The organism is Micromonospora sp. NPDC005197 (assembly GCF_040608295.1).
Taxonomy (GTDB): domain Bacteria; phylum Actinomycetota; class Actinomycetes; order Mycobacteriales; family Micromonosporaceae; genus Micromonospora.
In genome coordinates this window covers 1-15,446 of the sequence record NZ_JBEXHY010000118.1, presented here as the reverse complement: position 1 = coordinate 15,446, position 15,446 = coordinate 1, and the positions used below count along the sequence as shown (strand labels likewise).

The 15,446-nt window shown below is 70.2% G+C and carries 15 protein-coding genes and 2 pseudogenes; 9 read left to right on the top strand and 8 right to left on the bottom strand.

Features of this window, described 5'->3' with window-relative positions:
• Positions 1–224, top strand: a pseudogene (locus ABZU46_RS26200) (cysteine--1-D-myo-inosityl 2-amino-2-deoxy-alpha-D-glucopyranoside ligase); the annotation flags it as partial.
• Positions 225–562: 338 nt separating this feature from the next.
• Here ABZU46_RS26200 and ABZU46_RS26195 read toward each other — a convergent pair.
• On the bottom strand, positions 563–1,354 hold the full coding sequence (locus ABZU46_RS26195) for a GntR family transcriptional regulator (RefSeq protein WP_354861894.1): 792 nt from the start codon (positions 1,352–1,354) through the stop codon (positions 563–565).
• Positions 1,355–1,475: 121 nt separating this feature from the next.
• Positions 1,476–2,345: a PAC2 family protein gene (locus tag ABZU46_RS26190; protein WP_145782100.1), complete on the bottom strand. Its 870-nt coding sequence runs from the start codon at positions 2,343–2,345 to the stop codon at positions 1,476–1,478.
• Positions 2,346–2,607: 262 nt separating this feature from the next.
• On the opposite strand from ABZU46_RS26190, the gene metH reads away from it, so the two are divergent.
• From metH to ABZU46_RS26170, 4 genes and pseudogenes are all read left to right on the top strand, one after another.
• A complete protein-coding gene (metH, locus tag ABZU46_RS26185) occupies positions 2,608–6,123 on the top strand; it encodes a methionine synthase (protein WP_354861892.1) in 3,516 nt (1,171 codons plus the stop codon).
• Positions 6,124–6,194: 71 nt separating this feature from the next.
• Positions 6,195–6,890, top strand: a complete 696-nt coding sequence (locus ABZU46_RS26180; RefSeq protein ID WP_354861890.1) for a VOC family protein — start codon at positions 6,195–6,197, stop codon at positions 6,888–6,890.
• A 719-nt stretch (positions 6,891–7,609) separates the two neighbouring features.
• Positions 7,610–8,392, top strand: coding sequence for a DUF6082 family protein (locus ABZU46_RS26175; RefSeq protein ID WP_354861889.1), 783 nt, complete (start codon positions 7,610–7,612; stop codon positions 8,390–8,392).
• Positions 8,393–8,405: 13 nt separating this feature from the next.
• Positions 8,406–9,399, top strand: a pseudogene (locus ABZU46_RS26170) (IS701 family transposase); the annotation flags it as partial.
• A gap of 19 nt (positions 9,400–9,418) precedes the next feature.
• Here ABZU46_RS26170 and ABZU46_RS26165 read toward each other — a convergent pair.
• From ABZU46_RS26165 to ABZU46_RS26155, 3 genes are all read right to left on the bottom strand, one after another.
• Entirely contained in the window at positions 9,419–10,078 is a 660-nt protein-coding gene (locus ABZU46_RS26165) for an MSMEG_1061 family FMN-dependent PPOX-type flavoprotein (protein WP_354861887.1), read from the bottom strand.
• A 10-nt stretch (positions 10,079–10,088) separates the two neighbouring features.
• On the bottom strand, positions 10,089–10,799 hold the full coding sequence (locus tag ABZU46_RS26160) for a VOC family protein (protein ID WP_354861885.1): 711 nt from the start codon (positions 10,797–10,799) through the stop codon (positions 10,089–10,091).
• Positions 10,800–10,903: 104 nt separating this feature from the next.
• Complete coding sequence (locus ABZU46_RS26155) at positions 10,904–11,137, bottom strand: hypothetical protein (protein WP_354861883.1); 234 nt, start codon at positions 11,135–11,137, stop codon at positions 10,904–10,906.
• Between the two features lie 422 nt (positions 11,138–11,559).
• Between ABZU46_RS26155 and ABZU46_RS26150 the strand changes: the two genes are divergently transcribed.
• Positions 11,560–12,000: a VOC family protein gene (locus ABZU46_RS26150; RefSeq protein ID WP_354861881.1), complete on the top strand. Its 441-nt coding sequence runs from the start codon at positions 11,560–11,562 to the stop codon at positions 11,998–12,000.
• Positions 12,001–12,010: 10 nt separating this feature from the next.
• Here the strand turns inward: ABZU46_RS26150 and ABZU46_RS26145 are convergent, their stop codons facing one another.
• Positions 12,011–12,505 carry a GNAT family N-acetyltransferase gene (locus ABZU46_RS26145; protein WP_354861879.1) on the bottom strand — a complete coding sequence of 165 codons (495 nt, stop codon included), beginning with the start codon at positions 12,503–12,505 and terminating at the stop codon, positions 12,011–12,013.
• Between the two features lie 154 nt (positions 12,506–12,659).
• Positions 12,660–12,788 carry a hypothetical protein gene (locus ABZU46_RS26140; RefSeq protein WP_354861878.1) on the bottom strand — a complete coding sequence of 43 codons (129 nt, stop codon included), beginning with the start codon at positions 12,786–12,788 and terminating at the stop codon, positions 12,660–12,662.
• 215 nt (positions 12,789–13,003) lie between these two features.
• Between ABZU46_RS26140 and ABZU46_RS26135 the strand changes: the two genes are divergently transcribed.
• Positions 13,004–13,444, top strand: coding sequence for a GNAT family N-acetyltransferase (locus tag ABZU46_RS26135; RefSeq protein WP_354861876.1), 441 nt, complete (start codon positions 13,004–13,006; stop codon positions 13,442–13,444).
• On the opposite strand, the gene ABZU46_RS26130 is transcribed toward ABZU46_RS26135, so the two are convergent.
• Positions 13,441–14,349, bottom strand: coding sequence for an NAD(P)H-binding protein (locus ABZU46_RS26130; RefSeq protein WP_354861875.1), 909 nt, complete (start codon positions 14,347–14,349; stop codon positions 13,441–13,443). The two genes, ABZU46_RS26135 and ABZU46_RS26130, sit on opposite strands and share 4 nt — an antisense overlap.
• 103 nt (positions 14,350–14,452) lie before the next feature.
• Here ABZU46_RS26130 and ABZU46_RS26125 point away from each other — a divergent pair, with 103 nt between their 5' ends.
• Both ABZU46_RS26125 and ABZU46_RS26120 read left to right on the top strand, forming a co-directional pair.
• Positions 14,453–14,881 (top strand): VOC family protein, encoded by a 429-nt coding sequence (locus tag ABZU46_RS26125; RefSeq protein ID WP_354861873.1) that lies wholly within the window; start codon positions 14,453–14,455, stop codon positions 14,879–14,881.
• A gap of 55 nt (positions 14,882–14,936) precedes the next feature.
• Entirely contained in the window at positions 14,937–15,239 is a 303-nt protein-coding gene (locus tag ABZU46_RS26120) for a hypothetical protein (protein ID WP_354861871.1), read from the top strand.
• Positions 15,240–15,446 lie beyond the last annotated feature (207 nt).

Sequence of the window (15,446 nt, the reverse complement as noted above, 5' to 3'; positions counted from 1 at the left end):
GCCTGGACCGCTGGCGGCGGGCCGCCGCCGCGCCCGCCGGGCCGTCCGGGGCCGAGCTGCTGGCCGGGGTACGCGAACGCCTGGCCGACGACCTCGACACCCCGGGCGCCCTGGCCGTGGCCGACCGCTGGGCCGACGTGACCCTGTCCGGCGCCACGGACGACGCCGAGGCTCCCGCCCTCTTCGCCAAGACCGTCGACGCCCTCCTCGGCATCCGCCTCTGACCCGCGTCCACGGCCCCGCCGCAGCGCGGGAGACGGTTTCCTGTCGGAGCAGCGCGCAGGACGTGGTGGCCGACGCCGCCCGGGGGCGGGTTCGCGTTCGACCCTCATGACTCTGCGGTATGAATATGACTCTGAGGAATGACGCCCAACAGCGTGGATGGCACCCAGCCATCTCGAGGCCCTGACCGCGCCGCGGGTCACCGCGCACCGGCGTCGACCTCCTCGGCCGCCGTATCCGACCCCACCCGCGGACACGAATGCCGGCCCACCCCCCGAACCAGCACCGCGACGAGCGGACGCAGACGGCTGGGCGGCACCGGGGCGCGGTGACGAGCTGGTCAGCCCAGGACCAGGCCGGGGTCGGGTTCCGGGTCGGGGGTCGGGCCGGGGATCTTGTACTCCTCGGTGAGGGTGGTCATCGGGCCGGGCCAGGTGGCCTGGGCCACCTCGATGGGCTTGCGGTTCGCGTCGTAGGCGACGTGCAGCAGGTGCAGCACCGGGGTGTCGGGCCGGATCTGGAGGGTCTCGGCCTCCTCCCGGCTGGGCTGGCGGGCGCTGATCGTGTCGGTGGCCGAGACGTACCGCCGGCCGGTGGCCTCCTCGGCCTCCTGGTAGAGCGGCCGGCCGAACGCCTCGGCGCGCTCCAGCGAGGTGCCGGCGGTGTCGGCGGGCAGGAACCAGGAGGCGCCCACCTCGACGGGGGAGTCGTCGGTGCGCACGAGGTGGCGGCGGCAGAGCAGGTCCGTGCCGTCGGAGACGCCGAACGCGTCGGCGACCTCGGCGGGCGCGGGGGCGCGGCCGACCGAGACGAGCTGCTGGCGGTACCGAGCGGCCAGGTCGGTGTGGTAGCCCCGGAAACCGCCGTACCGGCCCCGGGAGAGCCGGTTGAGTCGGCGCCGGGTGCCCCGGACGTACGTACCGGAGCCGGGTTTGGTGATCAGGATGCCCTCGACCCGGAGCTGGTCGACGGCGCGTTGCACGGTCTGCTTGGCGACGCCGAACATCTCGGCGATGGCCGGGATGGACGGCAGCCGTTCGCCCGGCCCCCAGTCACCGCGGCGGACCTGGTCCTTGAGTTGCGCGGCGATCTGCCGGTGGGGGAACTCGGCCGCGCCGGGGTTGATCTGCACACCCGCCTCCTTGATCACATCTAGGTTCCTAGGATGCCGTAGAGGGTGTGACGGCGCCACCCCGGACACGCGAAAACGGGCCCCCGGACCACAAAGGTCCGAGGGCCCGCAGAGAACAGTGCTACCAGGAGCCGGCGGTGGGGCCGGCCGAACCGCCCCGACGCCGCAGGTACTTCTCGAACTCCTGCGCGATCTCGTCACCGGTCAACGGGGTGATGCCCTCGTCGCCGACCCGTTCCTCCAGCTCGCGGACGTACTCGCCCAGCTCGGCGTCCTGCTCGGCGGCGCTGCGCACCCGCTGCTCCCACTCGGCGGACTCCTCGGCCAGGTCGGCCATCGGCACCGGCAGGTCGACGACCTCCTCGACCCGGTGCAGCAGGGCGAGGGTGGCCTTGGGGCAGGGCGGGTTGTTGGCGTAGTGCGGCACGTGCACCCAGAACGACACGGCGTCGACCTCGGCGCGGGCGCAGGCGTCGTGCAGCACGCCGACGATGCCGGTCGGGCCGTCGTAGCGGGTCGGAGTGAGCTGGTAGCGCTCCGCGGCCTGCGCGTCGGAGGCGCTGCCGCTGATCGGCAACGGCCGGGTGTACGGCACGTCGGCCAGCAACGCGCCGAGCAGCACCACCCGCTCCACCTCCAGGCTGTGGCAGATCTCCAGAACCTGCTCGCAGAACGTCCGCCAGCGCATGCTCGGCTCGATGCCCCGGATCAGCACGACGTCCCGGTCGGTGCCCTCGGGGCTCGCCACCATGAACCGGGTCGTCGGCCACTCCACCCTGCGGGTCTCCCCGTCGGCCATGGTGATGGTGGGCCGGCTGACCTGGAAGTCGTAGAAGTCCTCCGGGTCCAGCTCGGCGATCTGCCGCGCGTTCCAGACCTGCTCCAGGTGCTCGACGGCCGCGGTGGACGCGTCGGCGGCGTCGTTCCAACCCTCGAATGCGGCAATGGCCACGGGGGACCGCAGTACCGGCAGTCCGTCGAACTCGGTCACGCCGTCACCTCACCCTGCTCGTCGCGGCCGACACCGGGACCGCGCCCGGTCGTCGGGCCGTGGTGCACGGCGGCGTCCCTGTTGTCCTTCACGTCCGCCAGCCTACGTGCCGGGCAGGGATGCGGCCCGTCGGCCGCGCCGGTCCGCCCGGTCCACCACCGGGCATACGGCGGCGAACCGGACAGCGTGATCCGCCCGACACAATATGGGATCGGGCCCGGACGGCGCTCGGGTTCACGCAGGATCGCACTAACCTGAACGGGTGCGGACTTCGTTGCTGGATGTGCTGGCCGATCGGATCCTCATCGCCGACGGGGCGATGGGCACGATGTTGCAGGCCGCTGACCTCACGCTCGACGACTTCGACGGGCTCGAAGGGTGCAACGAGATCCTCAACGTCACCCGTCCCGACGTGGTGCGGGGGGTGCACGACGCCTACCTGGCCGCCGGCGCGGACTGCGTGGAGACCAACACCTTCGGCGCCAACCTGGCCAACCTGGCCGAATATGACATCCCGCACCGCATCCGGGAGCTGTCGACGGCGGCCGCCCGGATCGCGCGGGAGGCCGCCGACGCGGCGAGCACCCCGGCCCGGCCCCGGTTCGTGCTGGGCTCGATGGGGCCGGGCACCAAGCTGCCGACCCTCGGGCACGCCGACTACGCGACCCTGCGCGACGCGTACCAGGAGAACGCCGCCGGCCTGATCGACGGCGGCGCGGACGCTCTGATCATCGAGACCTGCCAGGACCTGTTGCAGGTCAAGGCGGCGGTCGTCGGGTCGAAGCGGGCGATGGCCGAGCTGGGGCAGCAGGTGCCGATCATCTGCCAGGTGTCCGTGGAGACCACCGGCACGATGCTGGTGGGCAGCGAGATCGGCGCGGCCCTGGCCGCGATCGAGCCGCTCGGGGTGGACCTGATCGGGCTCAACTGCTCCACCGGCCCGGCCGAGATGAGCGAGCACCTGCGCTACCTGTCGCAGCACTCCCGCATCCCGGTGTCGGTGATGCCGAACGCCGGCCTGCCGGTGCTGACCGCCGACGGCGCGTACTTCCCGCTGACTCCCGTGGAGATGGCCGACGCCCTGGAGCGGTTCGTCACCGAGTACGGCGTGGGGCTCGTCGGCGGCTGCTGCGGCACCACGCCGGAGCACATCCGGGTGCTGGCCGAGCGGCTGCACGGCGTCACCGCCCCGGCCCGCGAGCCGCAGCACGAGGCGGGTGTCTCGTCGGTCTACCACCCGGTGCCGTTCGCCCAGGACGCGTCGGTGCTGATGGTGGGGGAGCGGACCAACGCCAACGGCTCGAAGGCGTTCCGGGAGGCGATGCTCGCCGGTGACTTTCGCGCCTGCGTGGAGATCGCCCGCAGCCAGGCCCGCGACGGTTCGCACCTGCTCGACCTGTGCGTGGACTACGTCGGGCGCGACGGCACCCGGGACATGCGCGAGCTGGCCGGCCGGTTCGCCACCGCGTCGACGCTGCCGATCATGCTGGACTCCACCGAGCCGGCCGTCGTCGAGGCCGGGCTGGAGATGCTCGGCGGCCGGTGCGTGGTCAACTCGGTCAACTTCGAGGACGGCGACGGCCCCGACTCCCGGTACGCGCGTGTCATGCCGGTCGTGCGCGAGCACGGCGCGGCGGTGGTGGCGCTGCTCATCGACGAGGAGGGCCAGGCGCGTACGAAGGAGTGGAAGGTCCGGGTCGCGGCACGGCTGATCGACGACCTGACCGGCCGGTGGGGGATGGACCGCGCCGACATCCTGATCGACGCGCTGACGTTCCCGATCGCCACCGGTCAGGAGGAGACCCGCCGCGACGGCATCGAGACGATCGAGGCGATCCGGGAGATCTCCACCCGCTACCCGGGGGTCAACTTCACCCTGGGCATCTCGAACATCTCCTTCGGGCTCAACCCGGCGGCCCGCCAGGTGCTCAACTCGGTGTTCCTGCACGAGTGCGTCCAGGCCGGCCTGACCTCGGCCATCGTGCACGCCAGCAAGATCCTGCCGACGTCGAAGATCCCCGACGAGCAGCGCGAGGTCGCGCTCGACCTGGTCTACGACCGGCGCCGCGAGGGGTACGACCCGGTGCAGCGCTTCCTGGAGCTCTTCGAGGGCGTCGACGTCACCAGCGCGCGCGCCACCCGTGCGCAGGAGCTGGCGGCGCTGCCCCTGGACGAGCGGCTCAAGCGGCGCATCATCGACGGTGAGCGCAACGGCCTGGAGGCCGACCTGGACGAGGCGATGGCCGGCGGCCGCTCCCCGTTGTCGATCATCAACGACATCCTGCTGGACGGCATGAAGGTCGTCGGCGAGCTGTTCGGCTCCGGGCAGATGCAGCTGCCGTTCGTGCTCCAGTCGGCCGAGGTGATGAAGACCGCGGTGGCGTACCTGGAGCCGCACATGGAGACCACCGAGGACGGCGGCAAGGGTCGCATCGTGCTGGCCACCGTGCGCGGCGACGTGCACGACATCGGCAAGAACCTCGTCGACATCATCCTGTCCAACAACGGCTATGAGGTCGTCAACATCGGCATCAAGCAGCCGATCAGCGCCATCCTGGACGCCGCCGAGCAGCACCGCGCCGACGCGATCGGCATGTCCGGGCTGCTGGTCAAGAGCACGGTCATCATGAAGGAGAATCTGGCCGAGATGGCCACGCGCGGGGTCGCCGACCGCTGGCCGGTCCTGCTGGGTGGGGCGGCGCTGACCCGCGCGTACGTCGAGGACGACCTGCGGTCGATGTTCCCCGGTGAGGTGCACTACGCGCGGGACGCGTTCGAGGGTCTGTCCCTGATGGACAAGGTGATGACCGCCAAGCGCGGCGGAGCGCCGGTGATCGACCCGGAGCGGGAGGCGGCCCTGGCGGCCCGTCGTGCCCGCCGGGAACGGCAGCGCACCATGGTCACCGAGTCCCTGCCGGAGCTGCACGACTCCTCGGTGCGCTCCGATGTGGCGCTGGACGTGGAGGTGCCCGCCCCGCCGTTCTTCGGCACCCGGGTGGTCAAGGGTGTACCGATGGCCGACTACGCGGCGCTGCTCGACGAGCGGGCCACGTTCCGCGGGCAGTGGGGGCTCAACGGCGCCCGGGGTGGCAACGGGCCCTCCTACGACGAGCTGGTCGAGACCGAGGGCCGGCCGCGTCTGCGGTACTGGCTGGACCGGCTGATCGCCGACCAGGTCCTTGAGGCAGCCGTGGTGTACGGCTACTTCCCCGCGTACTCCGAAGGCAATGACCTGGTGGTGCTCGACGAGAACGGGCACGCGGAGCGCGCCCGGTTCTCCTTCCCCCGCCAGCGCCAGGAGCGACGGCTCTGCCTGGCCGACTTCTTCAAGCCCAAGGGCGACCAGCTCGATGTGGTCGCGCTGCAACTGGTCACCGTCGGGCAACCCGTCAGTGAGTACGCGGCGAAGCTGTTCGCCCGCAACGAGTACCGCGACTACCTGGAGGTGCACGGGCTGTCCGTGCAGCTCACCGAGGCCCTCGCCGAGTACTGGCACCGGCGCATCCGCGCCGAGCTGACCCTGCCCGACGGGCGTCCGCTGGGCCACGACGACCCGAGCGACCTGGCCGGAATCCTGCGCAACGACTACCGGGGCTGCCGGTACGCGTTCGGCTACCCGGCCTGCCCCGACCTGGAGGATCGGGCGAAGATCGTGGATCTGCTCGGGTCGGAGCGGATCGGCGTGGAGCTGTCCGAGGAGTTCCAGCTGATGCCGGAGCAGGCCACCGACGCCATCGTGGTCCACCACCCGGAAGCGAGCTACTTCAACGCCAAGTAACGACCACGTCTAGACCATTTAGATCCTTGCCAGCGTGCGGAATTCGTTTGGGCGCATGTGAGGATGCCTACATGGAACGGACACTGAGTCGGCGGGCGGCCTCGGACGCGGTCAGCGACCAGGGATGGCGGTATTTGCTGGGCGCGTTGCGCACGTCGGTCCCCGTCGGCTCATTGGTCCAGGCAACTGAGGTGGCGGCGCGCGTGGTGGCGGCGTGCGGCAGCCATGCCGATCAGCACCTACGCGTTGATATCCGGCCAGACCGGGTTGTCATGACCCTGCAATCGTTGGATCAGGCGGCGCTTACCGCTTGCGATATCGACCTGGCGCATCAAGTTTCCGCCGCCATTTGGAATGTCGGGCTACGGACGGAGCCTGAGATTGGTACGGGAGCGCCCCGGTCGGTCCAGCTCGTGGAGATCGCTATCGACGCGCTCGACATCGCAGCGGTCAGGCCGTTCTGGAAGGCCGTGCTGGGCTACACGGACGAGGCGGGAGCCGACGGTCCGAAGGATCCGATCGTCGACCCGGTCGGGCAGGGTCCGGCGATCTGGTTTCAGCAAATGGATCAGCCACGCCGGGACCGGAATCGCATCCACTTCGACATCTGTGTCCCGCACGACGAATCTCCACGGCGGATCGAAGCCGCGCTGACGGCCGGTGGCCGACTTGTATCCGCGTCCCATGCTCCCGCCTTCTGGGTTCTCGCCGATATCGAGGGTAACGAGGCTTGTGTGACGACCTGGCAGGGCCGAGACGACTCGTAGACCGGGCTGACCGGCCATCGAGGAGACAGCCCGCAGTCAATCCCGGTCCTGGCCGGTATCCGGGTACCCGGATCGGGTGGTGGACGCTGCTACCGGGCACTCGTTACTCGCTACGACAAACCCGCCGTCCGCTACCAAGCTACCGCCCACATCGTCGCGATCAACGAGTGGCTCTTTTCCATGACCACCATCATGCCTAGGGCGGCCCACGCACGCAGGTAGCCGGCCGCGTGTGCGCCGGCAAGGGCAGGATCATCGCCGGCATCCGCAATCGCGGGCGCAGGTGTCGCCGCTGCGAGATCAGCCAGGGCGGCGCTTGGGTGACGACCGGCTCGGGCGCCACCGGACGAGCACGGACCACGCCGGTAGCGGATGGCCGACAGAGCAGCAGGTAGACGCCCGTGATTGTTGCCTAAGGGCAAGCGGTCGTCGTGGTATGCCACCGAGGCTAGTACTCCAGCCGGAGATCGTGATCCGAACCTTCATGCCGTCTTCGCTGGTACGACAGCAGCACGGGGGCGCAACCCAGCCATTGTTACGGTCAGCAGAAGAGCAGCACGGGACGGCAGAATGCCGGGATGCATCGAAGCACCAGGGGTCGGGACCGTGCAGACGGACGCAGTGTCGGTGGCGCTTCGGTGCCAGGCCCGGCGATAGGAGGGCGGAGCCTGGCCCGTCGCGTCGGCCAAGCGTCGGCCGCAGTCGCTGTAGTCCTTCTCGTGGTGGGGCTGGTGATCCTGTCGCCCATCGCACTGCGAGCTGTGAGCCTGGAAGAGGCGGAAGACTGGGGCCGGTTAAGTGATATCGGCCAGACCTACGGAGCCACGTCGGCGGTCCTGTCGGCACTTGCGCTCGGAGGCGTAGCGGCGTCGCTGCTGCTCCAGGCCCGCCAGACCAGAGCGGAACGGATCCAGGCCATCCGCGGTTTCCACGCGGAGCTGATCCGGATGCAACTCGATGATTTACCTGTTTACCTGCCCTGCTGGGGTCCGCTGGACTTGCCCGATGACACCGCCAAGCGGCAGCACATCTACACCAACCTGCTGTTGCAGTACGCCTGGATGGGCTACGAGATTGGCACCATCTCGGAGCCGCTGCTTCGGGACATGCTGGGCGGCATGTTTCGTGGCGACGTCGCTCGGCGTTTCTGGCTGATGGCTCGGGGGTCCTGGGCGGCGAGTACGGCGGGGACGAGGCGAGGACGACGCTTTCTCCTGATCATTGATGAGGAGCATTCCAGAACTTTGTTGACCGAACCGAGAGTGCGCGCAGCGGGGCCTGAAGATGGCCTCAGTCCCGTCCGAATCTCCGTCCCAGCGGCCGCTCGCCTATTGAACTGCGTCGTCATCGGCGTTGCGGCGAGTATCTCGGCAGGCCTGGTATGGCGCCGGCTGCGATCAGCTCGTACTCCAGCCAGAGATGTTGGTCTGATCCGGGGGAGGGCTCACCCGGGGCCGGAGCGGGTGCAGCCACCATCGAGCATGGACGGTTGTGTGGACTGAGCATGACGCGGCGGTGACTGCCGGATACAGGGTAGACGCCCAGCGGTGGCGGGTGTTGTTCGATGACCTGATGCTGACGACCGGGCAGCGTCTCCGCAGGCCGGAGCCTCGTCGTCGGGTGCGTGACTTCGTCCGGGGCTTGCTGGCGCCGTTACCACGAAAGAACTGCTGGACGATCGCGGAGCATGCGGGTGACAGGGGTCTGGACGGAATGCAGGACCTGCTGACCCGGGTGAAGTGGGACGATGCCGAGGTCCGCGCCGATGTTCGCGAGTTCGTCGGCCACCACCTCGGTGATGCCGAGGCGGTACTGGCCATCGACGAGACCGGCGATCTGAAGAAGGGCCGGCACACCGTCGGCGTGCAGCGGCAGTATTCGGGCACCGCCGGGAAGATCCGAGAACTGTCAGGTCGCCGTGCACCTCGTCTACGCCACCGATGCTGGTCACGCGATGCTCGACACGGCGCTCTACCTGCCCAGGTCCTGGTGCGACGACGCCGAGCGCCGCGCCGAGGCCGGTGTCCCTGAGCAGGTGCGGTTCGCGACCAAGCCGCAGCTCGCGTCTCGGATGATCGCCGCGGCGGTCACCGCCGCGCTGCCATGTCGATGGGTGGCCGGCGACGAGGCCTACGGCAACGATCCGCATCTGGGCGCACGGCTTCGTGAGCTGCGACTGGGCTACGTCCTGGCCGTGGCCTGTTCGCATCAGGTGATCACCGGCCTTGGCGTCTACCGCGTTGACGTGCTAGCCGCCGGTCTTCCTGCCACCGCCTGGCAGCGGGTGTCCGCCGGTCGAGGCGCGAAAGGCTATCGCTACTACGACTAGTCCTCTACCGCACTGCCACACGCCGCCGACGCCCACGGCGGGCACCACTGGCTGCTGATCCGCCGCAACCGCAGGACTGGCAAGCTGGCCTTCTACCGCTGCTGGACACCCGAGGCCGTCCCGCTACGCAGCCTCGTCCTGGTGGCCGGCCGCCGCTGGAAGATCGAAGAATCGTTTCAAACGATCGTTGCGCGGCTCGTCACTCGTACCGGTACTTCAGCGAGTCCGCCTCCGCCTGCTCGATGTCGGCGATCGTCAGCTCCGGCATCCGCAGCTGGGCCAGCGTCACCTCGGCCGAGGTCGGCTGCGCGTCCGCTGGCAGCCACCGCTCGGGCTCCCAGACCCCGGTGCGCAGGAGCGACTTGGGGCAGTGCGGGTAGACCTCCTCGATTCCCACCACCAGCGCACTGGCCGGCGGCTTACCCACGGCGGTCAGCTGCGACAGCAGGTCGGGGCGGGTGGAGACGCAGGCTCGGCCGTTCACCCGAAGCGTCGTGGTGCGCCCGGGGATGATGAACAGCAGCCCGGCCCGTCCGGTGGCGATGACGTTCTGCAGCGTGTCCAGGCGCTTGTTGCCAGTCGCGTCTGGGATCGCCACCGTCCGTGCGTCCAGGACGGCCACGAACCCGGCGGGGCCGCCGCGCGGGGAGACGTCGCAGTTGCCCTCGGCGTCCACGCTCCCGATCAGGACAAGCGCCGCACAGCCGATCAACCGCCGGGTCTGCTCGGTGAGTTCGGTCATCTGTTTCCGCACGGCCGCCTCGCTGGGGAGGTCGTAGGCCCGGCGCAGCGCTTGCTGGTCGGGCACCGCGTCGAGGCGGAGCGAGTCGAAGGCGGTGGTGGCAGGGGCTGGCGTCATGCCGCCGACCCTATTGGGCAGCCAGAAGCCGTGGGGGACCGTGCTGCTGGCGGGTGCTCGGACCCGCAGCGCAGATCGCCCCGGACGCTCTGAGGTCGCGGCCGACCCAGGTGGCGACGCACACCTCGTTGCCCTCCGCGTCGGCCAGAACCCACCACATCGGCGCGTGCGCGTCGGAAACCAGCTGGCCGCCGGCGGCCAGGGCGGCGGCGATGCGCGCCTCGGCCTGATCGTGCGGAACAGCGATGTCGAGATGCATGCGGTTCCGTTGCGGGCGCGGCACGTCCATCTGCTGCACGCCGAACCCGGGGCCGCGGCGCGACGGGTCGTAGAGGTAGTCGTCGCCGATCTGGGAGTAGCCGAGCACCGCACGCCAGAACGGCAGCACCTCCGCGCTGACGAGCGCGTCGAGGGTGAGGTTGATGACCTGCACGGCGGTCGGATCGGCGGAGAGGCCCCGCTCCCTGGCGGCGGCCGAGATCCGCCTGGCCAGCCCGGCATCGCGCCGGGACAGGGACACCGTCACGCCGGTGCCGCGTACGTCGATGGTCAGAATCCGCTGCTCGGCCTCGTCGGTGAGGCGGCCGATCTCATCGACGAACGCGATGCCCTCGGTCAACGAACCGGTGGGGAAGTGAGCGGAGACCAGGTGATACAGGGAGCGCCAGTCCTCCACACCCTCGGCCGCGTGAAACTCGCTGGCCGTGATCTGCCGCGTCATGCCAGCGAACCTAACATCGGACGCCCCAACCGGAGTTCGGGTGCCAGCTGCCCGCGACGTGGAGGGGCGACAGCCTGGTTGGCCACGATGACCCCGGTGGGTGGTCAGCGTGTCCCTGGCCGGATCTGGGTGACGGCAGCGTAGGCGACGCTTCCGAGCAGAGCGCCGAGTGCGGCGAACAGGATGCCGTCCCAGGGCTGCGGTAGCGACCCTTTCAACAGCACCGCAGCGGCAAGGGCCGCTGGCACTGCGATCAGCACCGCTGAGCCCAGTGCCCACCGTGACCGTCGGTCATCCGTGCGATGCAGGAAGCCCAACGCGCTGAGAATCGCGAGCATCCCGTCGGAGTAGAATTAGGACAGCGCCAGGACGAGGAGAGTTCCCATGGTGAGGCCAAGGGCCCAACGCCGGAGGGCGGTGCCAAGCGACACGACGCCCGGCTGGGCGACATCGCCTCTGCCGCTCAGGTCATCGGCCGTGCTCGCCACCGCGCCTGGGAGCCGGTCATCCACGACCCGATGATCGCACACCCGGTTGTACTCCCCGCCGAGGTCGATCCCGGGAGGGCAGCCTGCCAGCCATGCCGCCCCACGTCGGGAGGGTGTGGCGTTGACGCAGCCGCCTTCGAGCGAGCGCGGCCCAGGCGTCGCACGGCGAGAGAAAAACCAGTCGGGACCCTTTCCGTGTCGAGAACCCGCTGGTGGCTTCGTCTCGGGGGAGGATGCGACCACGGCGGCGCACCAGAGCGAGGAGATCCCGCATGGCGATCCAGCGGATGGACAACGTCCTCATTGTCGTCAACGACCTCGACGCTGTCATCGCGTTCTTCGTCGAACTCGGCATGGAGCTGGAGGGCAGGGGGCCGGTCGAGGGACGGTGGGTGGAGCGTGTGATCGGCATCGACGACGTCCGCCAGGAGGTCGCGATGCTGCGGACCCCGGACGGTCACGGCAAGGTCGAGCTGGCGATGTTCCACACGCCGAAGGCGATCAGCCCCGCACCGGAGAACGCGCCCGCGAACACCCTGGGGATCCGTCGGATCATGTTCGCCGTCGACGACATCGAGGACGTCATCGCCCGACTGCGTACGCATGGGGCCGAACTCGTCGGGGAGGTCGAGCGTTACGAGGACATCTTCCTGCTCTGTTACCTGCGTGGCCCGGAGGGCATCATCGTCGGACTGGCCGAGCACCTCCGCTGAGCCGCGAGAGTCAGGCCCCGACCTCGGCGACCATGGTGTCCGCGTCCGTGAACGACTCGACAGTGCGGAACCCTTCGGACGCGTAGAGACGGGCGGCGGCGTTCGCCCGCTCCACGCTCAGCGACACGGTACGGATGCCGCGGTCCCGCGCGGCGTCCAGGACGGCGCGCAGCAGCGCCCGGCCCACACCCCGCCCTCGCCAGTCTCGCCGCACACCGATGGTCAGCTCCGGCACGTCGTCGGCGACGTACCCGTAGCCGGGATCTTCGGCGCTCAGGTGCCGGAACCAGGCGGCGCCGAGCGGCCGGTGAGCGGGGTCGACCGCGACCACACCGACGTCGGTGCGTCGCATCCACCCCGTGACGTAGTGGGCCAGCGCGGGATCCGCCAGGATCCGCTCGCGAGGCCAGTCGCGCTCGGGCAGCCAGTTCACGGCCTCGACGAGCATGTCCACCAGGAACTCGGCGTCGGCCGGGGTGGCCGCGCGGATGTCGAAGTCGGTCACCGCGCCAGCCTCGCACACATGATCGTGCGGTTGCCCGGAGGCGGGAGCCGGGACCAATGCTGGACAACACGTCACGCTGGCGTACGACGTGAGTGTCGCCGACAGCACGGGCGGTGGAGTCCGGGGTGGTTACCGCCGCCCCGGACTCCACCCGTCACGCGGTCCGGTAGGCCAGCAGCACCGTCTGCGTCACGGTGTTGCCGGCGGTGCCGGTGGCCGTCACGCGCAGCGCGACGAAACCCGGCCGGCGGGGATGGGCGACGAGGGCGACACCGTGCAGCATCGGCAGCGCGACCCACGGGAGGAGGAGTCAGGGCGGCACCGCCACTGGTGGAGCCAACAACTTCAGGGTTGTTGCGGCCTCCCGGCGCAGGGAGACCACGATATCCCCGAAGTTGCGCAGATCTTGGGGAGTCGGTCCGGTCGGCGCGGCTTCGCCGCAGCACTGCCACTGAGCGCGGCGCTCACGGCGACCGCCGCCTTCGTTACGCTCGCGGCATGTTCCGTGCGGCCCGGCCCGACGACTTCGCGCAGATCATCCACCTGTACCGGCAGTTGAACCCGGACGATCCGGTGCTGGACGACGGCACCGATGCGGCGGCCTTCGCGCAGATCCTCGGCTCACCCGGGCTGCGTCTGTTCGTCCTCGACCTGGACGGGGTCGTCGTCGCCACGACGTACCTCAACGTGATCCCCAACCTCAGCCGGTCGGCATCGCCGTACGCCGTCATCGAGAACGTGGTCGTCGAGCAGTCGCGGCGCGGCACCGGGCTCGGTCGGCAGATCATGGCCGGCACGCTCCAGGCCGCCTGGGACGCCGGCTGCTACAAGGCGATGCTGATGACGGGGTCGCAGAACCCGGCCACCCACGCGTTCTACCGCGCCTGCGGGTTCTCCGCCGACGTCAAGACGGCGTTCCTCGCGCGCCCAACCGGCTAGCCAGGGAAGGTCTCGCGCAGCGCCGGGTCCAGCGCGCGGCCGGTCGTCGGCTCGATGAACAACTCCGTGAGCAGGAGGTCGGCGAGGTAGGTGGGATTGATCCCGGACTCCTTGCGACTGAGGGCCTGCAACGCGCCGCCGAGCCGCAGGGCCGTGCGTGCCGCGCCGGCCGGTAGCCGGCCGACCCTGCGGCGTCGGCCGACGGCGTCGGCGATGCGCGCGATCATGTCGTGCCAGGTGAGGTTCTCGTCGGCGACCGGAATGTCCGCGCCGCTGGCCTGCTCCAGGGCGTCGGCCGCGACCTCGGCCACGCTGCGCGCCGAAGCCGCCGCGCTTCCGCCGGTCGGCACGACCAGAGGTGTACGCGAGCGCGCCCACCGGTCCAGCGGACCGGCCCAGTTCGGCAGCCGGTCGCCGGCCCGACCGAAGACGAAGGGCAATTCGAGTACGGCGACCGGCAGCCCCGCACCGGCGGCGGCGCGCCCCTCCCGGGCCTGCTCCAGGCGGCAGCGGATGTACGTGTGCCGCTCGGCGAGCCGCCACTGCGGGTGCGACCGGTCAAAGTACGTGTAGTACGAGCCCATGATCACGCCACGGGTGAGGCCCTGGGCGCGGGCGGCGGTGAACAGGCGTACCACCGGATCGACGTTGTCGCGCCGGAACTGCGGGTAGATCGGCGTGGGCAGCGGCCGCTGCTCGTCGGTCCGGGTGGCGTACACGACGCCGTCGTGACCGGCGAGCAGCGACCGCAGGTCGTCGATCGAGGCGGACTCGACGTCGAGCAGGTGGTCGACTCCCTGCTGGGCGGTACGCGCCACCGCGGTCGTGGCATGACCGCGCTCGCGCAGCACCTCCGCGACGTGCGCGCCGATCAGGCCACTGCCACCCACCACGAGAATCCGCACGCTGAATCGTCCACTCTGCAGTGGGGTGCGTGTCAAGCACGCGGCGGCTGCGGGTGCGACGGGGGCAGGGCGCGACCACAATGGCGTCCGGAGGTGATGGAGGATGATCGACCAGGAGAGCGTTCCGCGGCTGACGTCGGTGGTGCTCGACGGCACCGACGTGCGGAAGTTGGCGGAGTTCTACCGGCAGCTCATGGGCTTCGTCTATCGACCCGGCGACGAGCCACCCGTGGACGGCCGACCCGACGAGCGCGGCCGTGACTGGTTGGTGCTCAGGTCCCCGGACGGTGGCCCACAGATCGCGTTCCAGCAAATCGACGACCTGCCCGAGGCGACGTGGCCGAAGAACGACGTGCCACAACAGCTACACCTGGACCTGACCGTGGACTCCGTCGACGAGCTGCTGGTTCAACACGAGCGTGTGCTGCGCCTCGGCGGCCGGCTGCGCTACGACCGGATCGAGGACCCGGACGAGCCGTTGCGCGTGTACGCCGACCCGGCCGGCCACCCGTTCTGCATCATGGTGGGATAGTGGCGTGGCACTCGTGCGACCGGGGTGCTGACGGTTGTCGAGAACGGGGTCGAGGATGCGGGAACCGCGCGCCTTCTGGGTGGACGAGCAGTTCGACCGCGAGCACGGCACCGGCGGGCACGGTCGCTACGAGGCCGAGGTGCTCCGCCGGATCGACGAATTCGCCGAGACGTGGGGCGACTTCGCGCCGGTCGCGTTCGCCGCGACGGCCTGGCGGGTGGCCAGCGAGCTGTCGCCCGGCTTCGTCCTGTGGCACCGGCGCATCATCTCGGCGACCTGCGAACGCAGTCCGTGGGACGGCGGCATGGTCTGCGCGGTCACCTGGCCCGGGAACTCAACGACCTGCTGGCGCCGATGATCGGGCAACTCGACAGCGGGGTCCCCGCCGACTCCTGACGGCGGGGACCCCTCTCGACGCGGCGCGTCGGCAGTCGATGGTGCGGTGGGGGCCGGCCCCGCGCCCCCACCCCCCGGCCCCCCCCCCCATACCCCCCGGGGGGGGGGGAGATATATACAGCGACCCCCGCCCGTCGGGTGTTGTGTTAAGTTTACGGGCCGGCCGTGT

Bases quoted from the DNA above. Each gene is read 5' to 3' on its own strand.
- ABZU46_RS26180 (WP_354861890.1), top strand. From the start codon at position 6,195: ATGGAACGGACACTGAGTCGGCGGGCGGCCTCGGACGCGGTCAGCGAC.
- ABZU46_RS26150 (WP_354861881.1), top strand. From the start codon at position 11,560: ATGGCGATCCAGCGGATGGACAACGTCCTCATTGTCGTCAACGACCTC.
- ABZU46_RS26120 (WP_354861871.1), top strand. From the start codon at position 14,937: ATGCGGGAACCGCGCGCCTTCTGGGTGGACGAGCAGTTCGACCGCGAG.
- ABZU46_RS26160 (WP_354861885.1), bottom strand. From the start codon at position 10,799: ATGACGCGGCAGATCACGGCCAGCGAGTTTCACGCGGCCGAGGGTGTG.
- ABZU46_RS26140 (WP_354861878.1), bottom strand. From the start codon at position 12,788: ATGCTGCACGGTGTCGCCCTCGTCGCCCATCCCCGCCGGCCGGGTTTC.
- ABZU46_RS26135 (WP_354861876.1), top strand. From the start codon at position 13,004: ATGTTCCGTGCGGCCCGGCCCGACGACTTCGCGCAGATCATCCACCTG.
- ABZU46_RS26165 (WP_354861887.1), bottom strand. From the start codon at position 10,078: ATGACGCCAGCCCCTGCCACCACCGCCTTCGACTCGCTCCGCCTCGAC.
- ABZU46_RS26125 (WP_354861873.1), top strand. From the start codon at position 14,453: ATGATCGACCAGGAGAGCGTTCCGCGGCTGACGTCGGTGGTGCTCGAC.
- ABZU46_RS26155 (WP_354861883.1), bottom strand. From the start codon at position 11,137: ATGCTCGCGATTCTCAGCGCGTTGGGCTTCCTGCATCGCACGGATGAC.